The sequence below is a fragment of the Enterobacter cloacae complex sp. P38RS genome (assembly GCF_014930775.1).
Classification (GTDB): Bacteria; Pseudomonadota; Gammaproteobacteria; order Enterobacterales; family Enterobacteriaceae; genus Enterobacter; species Enterobacter bugandensis.
The window spans coordinates 35,901-49,448 of the sequence record NZ_JADBRS010000004.1 but is presented as its reverse complement, the minus strand read 5'-3'; the positions used below and the strand labels follow the sequence as shown (position 1 = coordinate 49,448).

Genomic DNA, 13,548 nt, shown 5'->3' with positions numbered 1-13,548 from the left:
GCCTCTGGTGGGATTTTTTTTGCCCGCAATTTATCACTAACATCCTCTTACACTCCGTCATAAAGCGTTATTCGACTATTTAGTTTCGCTTACAAACAGGCTGATCATGGCGTTTTATGGGCATAAAAAAACCGGTGGGCAGGGCCACACCGGTTTCATAGATTTACGCCTGGATTATTTCTTAATACCCATACTCTCTTTGAGCCAGCCTTTAAATTCTTCACCCAGCGTATTATGGCGAATGCCGTATTCAACGAACGCCTGCATATAACCGAGCTTATTACCGCAGTCATGGCTCTTACCTTTCATGTGGTAAGCCTCAACGGTCTCTTTCTCGATCAGCATATCAATGGCATCCGTCAGCTGGATTTCATCCCCTGCTCCTGGAGGCGTTTTCGCCAGCAGAGGCCAGATTTCAGCACTCAGGACATAGCGACCCACCACTGCCAGATTAGACGGCGCTACGTCGGCTTTAGGCTTCTCTACGACACCAACCATTGGCACGCTTTCGCCTGGCTCAAGGTTCACGCCCTTGCAGTCAACCACACCGTAAGCGGTCACGTCTTCAACTGGCTCAACCATGATCTGGCTGCAGCCCGTTTCGTCGAAGCGGTGGATCATCTCAGCCAGGTTGTCCTGGGAAAGATCGGATTCGTATTCATCCAGAATCACGTCAGGCAGAATAACCGCGACGGGCTCATCACCCACAACTGGGTGTGCACACATAACCGCGTGGCCCAGACCTTTAGCCAGCCCCTGACGAACCTGCATAATGGTGACGTGCGGAGGGCAAATAGACTGAACTTCTTCTAACAGCTGACGCTTAACGCGTTTTTCCAGCATGGCTTCGAGTTCAAAACTTGTATCGAAGTGGTTTTCGATAGAGTTTTTAGATGAATGCGTAACCAGCACAATTTCAGTAATGCCGGCCGCGATACACTCATTAACGACATACTGGATTAATGGCTTATCAACCAGAGGCAGCATCTCTTTAGGAATCGCCTTAGTTGCTGGTAACATCCTGGTCCCCAATCCCGCTACCGGGATGACGGCCTTTCTGACTTTCGAATTTAGGGCAGCCATTCAAATTCTCCTGAGCTGTTCAAGTTTTGAACTTTTATGCAATAAATAACGCGTTGAGTATATCAGCCTCGCCCCGCAGTCCGGGTCTGAAAAGAACGCGTTGCCGATGAATTAGGACAAATACGCATGAATCTGGGCAGCGATAGTAGCACTCCCGAGAAAACACAGGTAAAGCAATCTTAAAATTAAGATCCAATTGCTTATTCCGTGGACAACATTAAGCGAAGCCTTCCCCCGGCACCCCAAATTTGGCACTGCCAGGAAGAACAGCGATGGCTAATTTGATTTAGATACGCCGTTCCCAGTGTTCCAAGCGGCACCCCGTTACTCACCTGAATATGGTGTTCCCCGGTATTCAGTGACGCGTTGAGACCTGCAGAAACGAGGATAAGATTCTTTAAACCGCTATGGTAATAACCAACCAGCAGCGGGAACTGTCCGGGTAAATTGGCCTGACGAAAAAGCTGGTTTACCTGTTTGAGTAAACTGCCTAACTCAGGGAGCCGTTGTCCCTGATGTGATAACTGTTCCTGCAATAATCCATTAAAGAGCGCGCGAAGTAACAATGCAGCTAATACGCCATTATCCCCTGCACGGGTTACGTCCAGAGAATAAAATGCGAGGTCGGAATCAGACAGAGGTGCAATATCCAGCACCAGCCCAGGCTGATCGGCCGCCACCAGCTGGCGATAGTTTACGCGGCAGTGGGAAATAGTTTGCTGAACGGGAGGCTGAAGTTCTTGCAACAATTTCGCCGCCGCTGGCGGATTACTCACCAGCGCGTCCCAGTCCTGAAAAAGGCGTTCCTCTTCCTCAACGCGGGAATTAAACATATTTGGATAAAGGCACGCTAATACCGTCTCACGTAACCGGTTCAGATCTTTGACGGGTTTCAGCAGAATATCCTGAACGCCAAGACGTAATGCTTTGGCAATATCCGCCATATTTTCCGTCGCGGAGATCACCAGAATGGGCATCTGGTCACCCTCGTTGCGCAGATGTTCAACCAGTTTCAGCCCATTCATTCGCGGCATCGCGATGTCGCAAATCATCAGATCGGGCGTAATACCGGTCATTTTTTCCAGCGCGTCGACACCATCTTCAGCCAGTAAAGTGTTTGCTCCCAGCGAGGATAACCACGAGTCCAGTAGCGATCGGAAAACGGGCTCGTCTTCAACAATCAAAATGTGTTTTCCGGCCAATGGCTGCGTCATGGTTCCTCCCCTGGCTGACAGTTACTAAATAGTGGCATGCTATCGGCACTATCGCCTGTCAGATTTTGCTGAAGTAGTCAAAAAAAGGTGCTTAACGTGCTGTTCGCACAAACGGCAGCAACTCGTCTATTTTCTTTTCGACGGCTAGCGAGCCCGCTGCGATGGCGGCCTCAGCCCGATGGAAATCAAGGGTAGAGATTTGCGGACAGTAAGGCTGAATAAGAATATCCGGAGGATCGCCAGCCATACGGTTACGTTTAAGGCGATTCTCAAGAACCTGAATTGAGGTGGTCATGATCTCCATGGCCGTCGGTGCGGCAACCGAGCGTCGTGCGGCCAGGCGACCAATTCTTCCGCGCAGGCGTTCATGCCAGGCAAGCTTTTCGATGTCGGCATCTTCGCTCTGCAGATTGACCGGCATAAGGTCTTGCTGCATTAGATGAGCGTCGTGCTGCAAATCAACGGCGATGACGATATCCGCCCCCATGGCGCGCGTCAGAGAGATGGGAACCGGGTTCACGACGCCACCATCGACAAGCCAGTAACCGTTATGGGGCACGGGCGCCATAAGCCCAGGAATACTGCATGAAGCACGCACCGCAAGGTGAATATCCCCTTCGGTCAGCCAGAGTTCACGGCCTGTGCTGAGATTGGTTGCGACGGCGCCGAAAGGCATCCGGCAGTCAGTAAAGTCTTCGAGAGGCATCACCCGGCGGAACTGGTTAAAGACGCGTTCACCGCGCAACAGCCCACCACGCTGCCAGGAGAGATCCATCAGACGCAGAACGTCCCAATAGCTGAAGGAGCGCACCCAGGTTTCGAGATCCGGAAGCTTGCCGCACGCGTAGGCGGAGCCGACAAGCGATCCGATTGAACATCCTGCTACGATATCGACGTCAACGCCCATCTTGTTTAAGGCATTAATCACGCCGATATGAGACCATCCCCGGGCTGCACCTGATCCCAGCGCCAGTCCAATTTTAACCTTTCTCATTAGCCCTGTTTTACTTCCCCTGGATTCCTGACATAGCGTCAACGCAACTGCTCAGTTAACATAGTGCTACCCGAGGCGTTTTACGCCCTTATTTTTTGTTCCAGGAAGAGAATCGTGTCTCAACTCTGCCCCTGTGGTAGCGCTCTGGAGTATAGCCTATGTTGCCAGCGATATCTTTCTGGCAATCAGGTTGCACCGGATCCGTCACACCTCATGCGTTCACGGTATACTGCTTTTGTGATCAAAGACGCAGACTACCTGATAAAAACCTGGCACCCGTCCTGCCACGCCGCCGATTTCCGACAGGAGATCGAAGCCGGGTTCACCAACACCCACTGGCTTGGGCTTACCGTGTTTGAATCGTCACCCGGTAGCCACCACGACGAAGGCTTTGTCAGCTTTGTTGCCCGTTTTACCGAGAACGCCAGGCCTGGCGCCATTATCGAGCGTTCCCGGTTCTTAAAGGAAAGCGGGCAGTGGTATTATATTGACGGTACGCGCCCACAGTTTGGTCGTAACGATACCTGCCCTTGTGGTTCAGGAAAAAAATTCAAAAAGTGTTGCGGGCAGTAACGCCTGACAACCCAGACTTCGCAAATACAAACAGGATTTCCCGGCGATGCAATCATTACAACGTAAAGTTCTGCGCACTATCTGTCCCGATCAAAAAGGGCTGATCGCACGAATCACCAATATTTGCTACAAGCATGAACTGAATATCGTGCAGAACAACGAGTTCGTTGACCACCGTACCGGTCGCTTCTTCATGCGTACCGAACTGGAAGGCATTTTCAACGACACCACCCTGCTGGCCGATCTGGACAGCGCGCTGCCGGACGGTTCCGTGCGTGAGCTGAATCCTGCGGGCCGTCGTCGCATTGTGATTCTGGTGACGAAAGAAGCTCACTGCCTGGGCGATCTGTTGATGAAGGCCAATTACGGCGGCCTGGACGTAGAAATTGCCGCTGTTATTGGCAACCACGAAACCCTGCGCACGCTGGTTGAGCGTTTTGATATTCCGTTTGAGCTGGTGAGCCATGAAGGCCATACCCGTGAAGAGCACGACAACCTGATGGCTGCTGCCATTGAAGCGCATAACCCGGACTACGTGGTGCTGGCGAAATATATGCGCGTGCTGACGCCTTCCTTCGTCGCCCGCTTCCCGAACAAGATTATCAACATTCACCACTCGTTCCTGCCGGCCTTTATTGGCGCGCGGCCTTATCACCAGGCGTACGAGCGCGGCGTGAAGATCATCGGCGCAACCGCGCACTACGTGAATGACAATCTGGACGAAGGTCCCATCATCATGCAGGACGTGATTCACGTGGATCACACCTACACCGCAGAAGATATGATGCGCGCCGGACGTGACGTTGAGAAGAACGTGTTGAGTCGTGCCCTGTATCAGGTGCTGGCGCAGCGTGTCTTTGTCTACGGTAACAGAACCATCATTCTTTAATCTTTCGGAAAATGAATTGATTAGCTTTGCGCCTTTACGGATAAAAAGCAGGCAAACAGCTTCTTTTCCCTAAAGGAATGCTTTACAGGGGCGTCTCATTTGATATGATGCGCCCCGCTTCCAGCAGGAAGCAGGCCAGTAAAAAAGCATTACCCCGTGGTGGGGTTCCCGAGCGGCCAAAGGGAGCAGACTGTAAATCTGCCGTCATCGACTTCGAAGGTTCGAATCCTTCCCCCACCACCATCACTACAAAAAACCCGAACAAAATCGAACCGAGTCCGCCTTCGTAGGCCGGGTAAGGCGCAGCCGCCACCCGGCGACAGACGACTACATTGGCGGCAAACGACGCTTCACCGGCGAACTTTTCACAATCGACGTATTACATTGGGCATGCTCCGCCAGCCCGTCCAGCAGCGCATCCAGTTGTTCTATCGATCGCACCACCAGCCTAATCACAAAGCAGTCTTCCCCGGTCACCTTGTCGCTCTCAATACACTCCGGCATCGCCTGTATGTATTTATCCACCTTATGCAACAGCCCCGGCAAAGGCCGCACCCGTACCAGCGCCTGCAGCGTATACCCCAGCGCCGCGAGATTCACACGTGCGCCATACCCCTGAATCACACCGCGCTCTTCCAGCCGCTTCAGACGCTCTGCCGTGCTGGGTGAGGTCAGGCCAATGCGGCCGCTGAGCACCTTCAACGACATGCGCGCATCCTCAACCAGGCAGGCTAAAATTTGCCGATCGATATCATCAATAAGGAATTCCACTCGTTTCACCTAATTTAAAAAAGCAGTTAACACCTTAAACCTTATCTCACCCCTGTAAAACCCAACAGCGATTTTCGACAATAGCGTTATTAATCAGGAGGTGAATGATGAGTGATTTACATAAAGGCGTCTGGCAGATGAGTCTGGCGATGTTAATTTCCGGCTCTATCGGCGCGTTTGTTTTGCTCAGCGGTCTGCCGGTGACGGAAGTGGTTTTCTGGCGCTGCCTTATTGGGGCAATAGCGCTTTTCATTTTTATCCGGGTAAGTCAAAAGCCCTTTAGCCCCCTCACCCGCACCACGCTGCTGCTGGCGATTCTCGGCGGTGTGGCATTAGTGGTGAACTGGCTGCTGCTCTTCGCAGCCTATGAGCGGATCTCTATTGGTCTTTCGACCGTGGTCTATAACACTCAGCCGTTTATGCTGGTCCTGATGGGGATGTTTTTAGGCGAGCGCGTCAGCGTGGTGAAATGGGGCTGGCTGTTCCTCGCCTTCGGCGGCGTGGTGATACTGCTCTCCAGCGAGCTGGCCGGTACCCACGACACTGAATGGCTGGCGGGTATCGGTCTGGCAATGGCCGCGGCCTTCTTCTACGCGCTGACGGCAATCATTGCGCGCAAACTGAAAACTATCGCACCGCAGCATATTGCCTTTATTCAGGTGCTGACGGGCGTCGTGATGCTTCTGCCGTTTGCCAGCTGGCCGTCATTTTCCGGTGATTTTCCCTGGCCGATCCTGCTGACGCTCGGCATCGTCCATACCGGCATTATGTACCAGCTGCTCTACAGCGCGATTCAGAAGCTACCTACCCCCATTACCGGCTCACTGTCGTTTATCTATCCGGTGGTGGCGATCGTTGTCGATAACCTGGTGTTCGGGCACTCGCTGAACCTGACGCAGCTGGCGGGCGGCGCGCTGATCCTGTTTGCTGCAGCGGGCAACAACCTGGGCTGGGGCGAAAAAAAACCCCGCGATTGCGGGGTTGGTATCAAGACGCTGAATTAGCGACGGGCACGCACAATCTGGTATTTGCGCGTCAGGTACTCCACCGGCGCGCTCCAGATATGCACCAGACGGGAGAACGGGAACAGCACAAACAGCGTCATCCCCAGCACAAGGTGAACGCGGAAGATAAACGCCACGCCGTCCAGGTGCTCGGACGCTCCGCCGTGGAAGGTCACGACGGACTGCGCCCACCCCACCAGCTTCATCATTTCACTGCCGTCCATATGCTGCGCAGAGAATGGAATAGTCAGCAGACCCAGCGCGCACTGCACCATCAGCAGGGAGAGGATCAGGATGTCCGCTGCAGTGGTGGTGGCACGCACGCGCGGGCTGAACAGACGACGTTTCAGCAGCAGCAGGCCACCCACCAGAGTCATCACACCGCAGGCACCACCGGCGATCATCGCCATCTTCTGCTTCACTTCAATCGGCAGCCACGCTTCGTACATCCAGTGCGGCGTCAGCATCCCAAGGAAGTGACCGGCAAAAATCCCCAAAATACCGATGTGGAACAGGTTAGACGCGACGTGCATCCCTTTGCGATCCAGCATCTGGCTGGAGGCAGCACGCCAGGTGTACTGGCCGTAGTCATAGCGCAGCCAGCTTCCCACCAGGAATACGGTGCCCGCGATATACGGGTAAATGTCAAAGAAGAACATATTCAGGAAGTGCATTAGTGCCGTCCTCCGTTAGAGATATTCAAATATTGCGGGGCAACCGCGCCGGCAAAACGACGCTGGTGAGCGGAGATTTCAGACTCGCCGCAGTTCTGGTCAGCAAAGAATTTCACCTGCTCTTCTTCCCAGACCGCATCCAGCGCTTGCGGGGTATCATCCCGGGCTTCATCCGCGATTTTCTCCGCCACTTTTTCACTGTCTACAGAGGCGTTCGCCAGCTTCACCAGCAGATCGAACAGTACGGCATAGCGGCTCTCACGCTGCTGTAGACGCGCGCCGAGCAGCGCAAGAATCGGGGCGATATCCTGCAGACCACCCAGCGCCTCTTCTTTCGGCAGCTGCGCCAGATACTCCAGGTACAGCGGCAGGTGGTCCGGCAGCTCGCGGCTGTCGAGCTGCAGGCCGTGCTGCTCGTACTGGGCCATCAGGTCCACCATCGCCTGACCGCGGTCGCGGGATTCACCGTGAACGTGCTCAAACAGCAGCAGAGACGTCGCACGACCACGGTCAAACAGCTGGCTGTAGTCCGCCTGCGCGTCGAGCAGATCGCGCGCCAGCAGATCGCGGAGGAAAACGCCCAGCTTCTGGGCATCCTCTTTATCCAGGTTTTCAGATGACGCGAGTGCATCAAAGAGTTCCTGTTGATGCTGCGCAAGCGCAGCATCCGGGTACTCGAGCAGACGCGAAACAATGACGAGTTCAATCATTGGTGCGGCTCCGTTTTGCTGGTCACATCCATGGCGTCGATGCGGCGGCTGTTGAACAGGTTGAATTTACTGTCTGACCCGTGGCAACCGTCGCCAAAGGTGAAGCCACACCCGCTTTTCTCCGGGAAGGCCTCGCGGGCCAGCTCGCGGTGGCTGCTTGGCACCACGAAACGGTCTTCGTAGTTAGCAATCGCCAGGTAGCGGTACATCTCCTGCGCCTGCGCTTCGGTCAGGCCGACCTCTTCCAGCGCGCGGGTATCGTTCACGCCGTCAACGGTTTCCGCCCGTTTGAAGTGGCGCATCGCCAGCATACGTTTCAGCGCCAGCAGTACCGGCTGGGTATCCCCTGCTGTCAGCAGGTTTGCCAGATACTGAACCGGGATACGCAGGCTTTCCACGTCCGGCAGAATACCGTTGCTGCCCAGCTCGCCCGCGTCCGCCGCAGACTGAATCGGAGACAGCGGCGGCACGTACCAGACCATCGGCAGGGTGCGGTATTCCGGGTGCAGCGGCAGAGCCAGCTTCCAGTCCATCGCCATTTTGTACACCGGCGACTGCTGTGCGGCGTCAATCACGCTCTGCGGAATGCCGTCTTTCAGGGCCTGCTCAATCACCTTCGGATCGTTCGGATCGAGGAAGACGTCCAGTTGACGCTGATAGAGATCTTTCTCATTCTCGGTGCTTGCAGCATTCTCAATCGCGTCCGCGTCGTACAGCAGCACGCCGAGGTAACGAATACGGCCTACGCAGCTCTCGGAGCAGACGGTCGGCATACCGGCTTCGATACGCGGGTAGCAGAAGATGCACTTCTCAGACTTACCGCTCTTCCAGTTGAAGTAGATTTTTTTGTACGGACAGCCGGTGATGCACATGCGCCAGCCGCGGCACTTGTCCTGGTCGATCAGTACGATGCCGTCTTCTTCACGCTTGTAGATGGCACCGCTCGGGCAGGTCGCGACGCACGCCGGGTTCAGGCAATGTTCGCACAGGCGCGGCAGATACATCATAAAGGTGTTTTCGAACTGGCCGTACATCGCCTTCTGCATGTTCTCGAAGTTCTGGTCTTTGGCGCGCTTTTCGAACTCGCCGCCCAGAATTTCTTCCCAGTTTGGACCGCTGGTAATTTTGTCCATGCGCTGACCAGTGATCAGCGAGCGAGGACGGGCGATCGGCTGGTGTTTGCTTTCCGGCGCGTTGTGCAGGTTCTGGTAGTCGTAATCAAACGGCTCGTAATAGTCCTCAATGCCCGGCAGGTGCGGGTTAGCGAAGATTTTACCCAGCAGCATTGCGCGGTTACCCATGCGCGGCTGCAGCTTGCCGTTGATTTTGCGGATCCAGCCGCCCTTCCACTTCTCCTGGTTTTCCCAGTCGGTCGGGAAACCGGTGCCCGGCTTGCTTTCCACGTTGTTGAACCAGGCGTACTCCATACCTTCGCGGCTGGTCCAGACGTTTTTACAGGTCACTGAACAGGTGTGGCAGCCGATGCACTTATCCAGATTCAGCACCATGCCGACTTGTGAACGAATTTTCATTTTACGCTCTCCTGTACCTGGTCATTACCTTCGCCGTCTAACCAGTTAATATTCTTCATCTTACGCACCACCACGAACTCATCGCGGTTCGATCCTACGGTGCCGTAGTAGTTAAAGCCGTAGGCCAGCTGCGCATAGCCACCGATCATGTGGGTCGGCTTCGGCGTAATACGGGTCACGGAGTTGTGAATACCGCCGCGCTGCTCGGTGATCTCTGAACCCGGCAGGTTCACGATACGTTCCTGCGCGTGATACATCATGGTCATCCCGGCCGGTACGCGCTGGCTCACCACCGCACGCGCCGTCAGGGCGCCGTTGCTGTTGAACACTTCAATCCAGTCGTTATCTTCGATACCCAGATCTTTGGCGTCCGCTTCGCTCATCCAGACAATCGGACCACCGCGCGACAGGGTAAGCATCAGCAGGTTGTCGCTGTAGGTGGAGTGGATACCCCACTTCTGGTGCGGCGTCAGGAAGTTCAGCGCCTTCTCAGGGTTACCGTTCGATTTCGCGCCCATCACCGCTTTCACGGAGCGGGTGTCGATTGGCGGACGGTACACCAGCAGGCTTTCACCGAAGTCGCGCATCCACTGGTGGTCCTGATACAGTGACTGACGACCAGAAAGCGTGCGCCATGGGATCAGCTCATGAACGTTGGTATAACCAGCGTTATAGGACACATGCTCATCTTCCAGACCAGACCAGGTCGGGCTGGAGATAATCTTGCGCGGCTGGGCCTGGATATCGCGGAAGCGGATTTTCTCTTCCTCTTTATTCTTCGCCAGATGCGTGTGGTCGCGACCGGTAAATTCACTCAGGGCCGCCCACGCTTTCACCGCCACGTGGCCGTTGGTTTCCGGTGCCAGGGTCAGGATCATCTCCGCCGCATCAATTGCCGTGTTCAGCATTGGCTGGCCTTTGGCCGGGCCGTCCGCTTTGGTGTAATTGAGCTTGCGCAGCAGGTCCATTTCGCTCTGGGTGTTCCAGGCGATGCCTTTGCCGCCGTTACCGATTTTCTCCATCAGCGGGCCGATGGAGGTAAAGCGCTCGTAGGTTGCCGGGTAATCACGTTCAACCGGAATGATGTGCGGCGCGGTCACGCCCGGGATCAGGTCGCATTCGCCTTTTTTCCAGTCCTTCACGTCAAGCGGCTGCGCCAGTTCGGCAGCGGAGTCGTGCTGGATTGGCAGCGTCACCACGTCGGTCTCTTTGCCCAGGTGACCTACGCAGACTTCGGAGAATTTCTTCGCGATGTCTTTGTAAATATCCCAGTCGCTTTTCGATTCCCACGCCGGATCAACGGCGGCAGACAGAGGATGAATAAACGGATGCATGTCCGAGGTATTCATGTCGTCTTTTTCGTACCAGGTGGCGGTTGGCAGCACGATATCGGAGTACAGGCAGGTGCTGGACAGACGGAAGTCCAGCGTCACCACCAGATCCAGCTTGCCGTCCAGACCGTTGTCTTTCCATTCCACTTCTTCTGGCTTCACGCCGCCCTGCTTGCCGAGGTCTTTACCCTGAATACCGTTCTCGGTGCCCAGCAGGTATTTCAGCATGTACTCGTGGCCTTTACCGGACGAGCCCAGCAGGTTGGAGCGCCAGATGAACAGGTTGCGTGGATGGTTTTTGCCGTTCTCAGGCTGTTCTGCCGCGAAACGAATGGAGCCTTCCTTGAGCGATTTCACGGTGTAATCCACCGGCGACATGCCCGCTTTCTTCGCCTCTTGTGCAATGCGCAGCGGGTTAGTGCCCAGCTGCGGCGCAGACGGCAGCCAGCCCATGCGTTCAGCGCGCACGTTGAAATCAATCAGGTGGCCGCTGTAGCGGGTTTTATCCGCCATCGGCGACAGCAGTTCCTGCGCGGTAACCGTCTCGTAGCGCCACTGGCTGGAGTGGTTATAGAAATAGGAGGTGCTGTTCATGTGACGTGCCGGACGCTGCCAGTCAAGGGCAAACGCCAGCGGCTGCCAGCCGGTCTGCGGACGCAGTTTTTCCTGGCCCACGTAGTGCGCCCAGCCGCCGCCGCTCTGACCGACGCAGCCGCAGAAGATCAGCATGTTGATCAGACCGCGATAGTTCATATCGAGGTGATACCAGTGGTTCAGACCGGCACCCACGATGATCATCGAGCGACCGTGGGTCTTGTCGGCGTTTTCCGCAAACTCGCGGGCGATACGAACGATCTGCGCGCGCGGTACGCCGGTGATCTGCTCCGCCCAGGCCGGGGTGTAGGCCTTCACGTCGTCATAGCTGGTTGCGCAGTTTTCGTCGTTCAGACCGCGCTCCAGGCCGTAGTTCGCCATGGTCAGGTCATAGACGGTGGTAACCAGCGCGGTAGAACCGTCGGCCAGCTGCAGGCGCTTAACCGGCAGCTTGTGCATCAGCACGTTTTTCAGTTCAACCTTGTTGAAGTGCTCGGAACCTTCACCGCCAAAGTACGGGAAGCCAACCTCGGCGATCTCGTCCTGGCTGCCCAACATGCTGAGGCGCAGCTCCGTCTCTTCACCGGTGGTGCCGTTGCGCTGCTCAAGGTTCCACTTGCCCTTCTCGCCCCAGCGGAAGCCGATAGAGCCGTTTGGCGCCACCAGTTCGCCGTTGCTGTTATAGGCAACGGTTTTCCACTCAGGGTTGTTTTCCTGGCCCAGCGCGTCCACCAGATCGGCGGCGCGCAGCGTGCGGCCCGCGGCATAGTAGCCCTCACGCTCTTCCAGCATCACCAGCATCGGCATGTCGGTGTAGCGACGCACGTAGTCGGTGAAGTACTGGCTCGGTTTGTCGAGGTGGAATTCGCGCAGCATGACGTGGCCCATCGCCATCGCCATCGCGGCATCGGTACCCTGTTTCGGTGCCAGCCACAGGTCGCACAGCTTGGCGATTTCCGCGTAGTCCGGGGTGACCGCAACGGTTTTGGTCCCTTTGTAGCGGACTTCGGTAAAGAAGTGCGCGTCCGGGGTACGGGTCTGCGGAACGTTAGAGCCCCAGGCGATAATGTAGCTGGAGTTGTACCAGTCGGCGGATTCCGGCACGTCGGTCTGCTCACCCCAGGTCTGCGGAGAGGCAGGCGGCAGGTCACAGTACCAGTCGTAGAAGCTCAGGCAGGTCCCGCCGATAAGCGACAGGTAGCGCGCGCCGGAAGCGTAAGAGACCATCGACATCGCCGGGATTGGCGAGAAGCCCGCCACGCGGTCAGGACCGTAGGTTTTTACGGTATAGACGTTAGAGGCGGCAATCAACTCGTTCACCTCTTTCCAGGAAGAACGAACGAAACCACCGCGACCGCGCGCCTGCTTGAAGCTTTTCGCTTTGTCGGCATCTTCAATGATAGAGGCCCACGCATCAACCGGGTCGCTGTGCTGCACTTTCGCTTCACGCCACATTTTCATCAGGCGTTTGCGCATCAGCGGGTATTTCAGACGGTTGGCGCTGTAGAGATACCAGGAGTAGCTGGCCCCGCGCGGGCAGCCGCGCGGTTCATGGTTCGGCATATCCGGACGGGTGCGCGGATAGTCGGTCTGCTGCATTTCCCAGGTCACCAGACCGTTTTTAACGAAAATCTTCCAGCTACATGAGCCAGTGCAGTTTACGCCGTGGGTAGACCGGACGACTTTGTCATGCTGCCAGCGCTGGCGGTAACCGTCTTCCCAGTCCCGGTTGGTATCCAGAACCTGGCCGTGCCCATCGGCAAAAGTTTCACCCTTCTGTTTGAAGTAGCGAAACCGGTCCAAAAATTTGCTCATCGGGTATCTCCTGTATGGAGCCTGTGGCTCTCTAAATCGACATTGCTGATTTGCAGCGAAGGTAACGCCCTGAAAGAGGGGGAGAATTGATAACGATCAAGACGAAGAGGGACTGTAAAAGGAGGGGTTAGACCAAATACCACCAAAGCGGTATATTTTTAAAACGAATAAATAAATGATTTATAAAGATATTTATTATTCATCGTACAATAACCCCGGCAAAATTTAACATCTCAGGTATTAAGGGGTAGACATCCCTGCAAAGCGATGGCGATCACAGTGTTACCCGCAGATGACTGCTGCAAAAGCTTGCAGTATGTTGTAACTATTATTCAGTCGAAAAAAAACGCGGCACGAAGGCCGC

11 protein-coding genes and 1 tRNA gene are annotated in these 13,548 nt (G+C 55.4%); 4 read left to right on the top strand and 8 right to left on the bottom strand.

What is annotated here, in order from left to right:
* Nucleotides 1-174: 174 nt before the first annotated feature.
* The 3 genes from galU to rssA all read right to left on the bottom strand — a co-directional run bounded on the left by galU (nucleotide 175) and on the right by rssA (nucleotide 3,291).
* A complete protein-coding gene (gene galU / locus IM303_RS07610) occupies nucleotides 175-1,083 on the bottom strand; it encodes a UTP--glucose-1-phosphate uridylyltransferase GalU (RefSeq protein ID WP_028013435.1) in 909 nt (302 codons plus the stop codon).
* 200 nt (nucleotides 1,084-1,283) lie between these two features.
* Nucleotides 1,284-2,297, bottom strand: a complete 1,014-nt coding sequence (gene rssB, locus IM303_RS07605) for a two-component system response regulator RssB (protein ID WP_028013436.1) — start codon at nucleotides 2,295-2,297, stop codon at nucleotides 1,284-1,286.
* 91 nt (nucleotides 2,298-2,388) lie between these two features.
* Entirely contained in the window at nucleotides 2,389-3,291 is a 903-nt protein-coding gene (gene rssA, locus IM303_RS07600; RefSeq protein WP_047368711.1) for a patatin-like phospholipase RssA, read from the bottom strand.
* A 114-nt stretch (nucleotides 3,292-3,405) separates the two neighbouring features.
* On the opposite strand from rssA, the gene IM303_RS07595 reads away from it, so the two are divergent.
* The 3 genes from IM303_RS07595 to IM303_RS07585 all read left to right on the top strand — a co-directional run bounded on the left by IM303_RS07595 (nucleotide 3,406) and on the right by IM303_RS07585 (nucleotide 4,996).
* Nucleotides 3,406-3,864: a YchJ family protein gene (locus IM303_RS07595; protein ID WP_048999274.1), complete on the top strand. Its 459-nt coding sequence runs from the start codon at nucleotides 3,406-3,408 to the stop codon at nucleotides 3,862-3,864.
* A 46-nt stretch (nucleotides 3,865-3,910) separates the two neighbouring features.
* On the top strand, nucleotides 3,911-4,753 hold the full coding sequence (gene purU, locus IM303_RS07590; RefSeq protein WP_028013439.1) for a formyltetrahydrofolate deformylase: 843 nt from the start codon (nucleotides 3,911-3,913) through the stop codon (nucleotides 4,751-4,753).
* Between the two features lie 158 nt (nucleotides 4,754-4,911).
* Nucleotides 4,912-4,996 (top strand) — tRNA-Tyr (locus tag IM303_RS07585).
* A gap of 84 nt (nucleotides 4,997-5,080) precedes the next feature.
* On the opposite strand, the gene IM303_RS07580 is transcribed toward IM303_RS07585, so the two are convergent.
* Nucleotides 5,081-5,524: an Lrp/AsnC family transcriptional regulator gene (locus IM303_RS07580; protein WP_048998349.1), complete on the bottom strand. Its 444-nt coding sequence runs from the start codon at nucleotides 5,522-5,524 to the stop codon at nucleotides 5,081-5,083.
* A gap of 107 nt (nucleotides 5,525-5,631) precedes the next feature.
* On the opposite strand from IM303_RS07580, the gene IM303_RS07575 reads away from it, so the two are divergent.
* Entirely contained in the window at nucleotides 5,632-6,528 is an 897-nt protein-coding gene (locus IM303_RS07575; RefSeq protein ID WP_048998351.1) for a DMT family transporter, read from the top strand.
* Here IM303_RS07575 and narI read toward each other — a convergent pair.
* Genes narI through IM303_RS07555 form a run of 4 tightly spaced genes read right to left on the bottom strand, consistent with a single transcriptional unit; the run spans nucleotide 6,525 to nucleotide 13,184 of the window.
* Nucleotides 6,525-7,202, bottom strand: a complete 678-nt coding sequence (narI, locus tag IM303_RS07570) for a respiratory nitrate reductase subunit gamma (RefSeq protein ID WP_021240339.1) — start codon at nucleotides 7,200-7,202, stop codon at nucleotides 6,525-6,527. The two genes, IM303_RS07575 and narI, sit on opposite strands and share 4 nt — an antisense overlap.
* Nucleotides 7,202-7,912, bottom strand: a complete 711-nt coding sequence (gene narJ / locus IM303_RS07565; RefSeq protein ID WP_045261096.1) for a nitrate reductase molybdenum cofactor assembly chaperone — start codon at nucleotides 7,910-7,912, stop codon at nucleotides 7,202-7,204. Before narJ ends, narI begins: the two co-directional genes overlap by 1 nt.
* Complete coding sequence (gene narH / locus IM303_RS07560) at nucleotides 7,909-9,444, bottom strand: nitrate reductase subunit beta (protein WP_028013444.1); 1,536 nt, start codon at nucleotides 9,442-9,444, stop codon at nucleotides 7,909-7,911. Before narH ends, narJ begins: the two co-directional genes overlap by 4 nt.
* Nucleotides 9,441-13,184, bottom strand: coding sequence for a nitrate reductase subunit alpha (locus tag IM303_RS07555; protein ID WP_048998355.1), 3,744 nt, complete (start codon nucleotides 13,182-13,184; stop codon nucleotides 9,441-9,443). Before IM303_RS07555 ends, narH begins: the two co-directional genes overlap by 4 nt.
* Nucleotides 13,185-13,548 lie beyond the last annotated feature (364 nt).

What these genes read in the sequence shown, in the direction of transcription:
- galU (WP_028013435.1), bottom strand. Translation starts at nt 1,083, where the DNA reads ATGGCTGCCCTAAATTCGAAAGTCAGAAAGGCCGTCATCCCGGTAGCG.
- rssB (WP_028013436.1), bottom strand. Translation starts at nt 2,297, where the DNA reads ATGACGCAGCCATTGGCCGGAAAACACATTTTGATTGTTGAAGACGAG.
- rssA (WP_047368711.1), bottom strand. Translation starts at nt 3,291, where the DNA reads ATGAGAAAGGTTAAAATTGGACTGGCGCTGGGATCAGGTGCAGCCCGG.
- purU (WP_028013439.1), top strand. Translation starts at nt 3,911, where the DNA reads ATGCAATCATTACAACGTAAAGTTCTGCGCACTATCTGTCCCGATCAA.
- IM303_RS07575 (WP_048998351.1), top strand. Translation starts at nt 5,632, where the DNA reads ATGAGTGATTTACATAAAGGCGTCTGGCAGATGAGTCTGGCGATGTTA.
- narI (WP_021240339.1), bottom strand. Translation starts at nt 7,202, where the DNA reads ATGCACTTCCTGAATATGTTCTTCTTTGACATTTACCCGTATATCGCG.
- narJ (WP_045261096.1), bottom strand. Translation starts at nt 7,912, where the DNA reads ATGATTGAACTCGTCATTGTTTCGCGTCTGCTCGAGTACCCGGATGCT.
- narH (WP_028013444.1), bottom strand. Translation starts at nt 9,444, where the DNA reads ATGAAAATTCGTTCACAAGTCGGCATGGTGCTGAATCTGGATAAGTGC.
- IM303_RS07555 (WP_048998355.1), bottom strand. Translation starts at nt 13,184, where the DNA reads ATGAGCAAATTTTTGGACCGGTTTCGCTACTTCAAACAGAAGGGTGAA.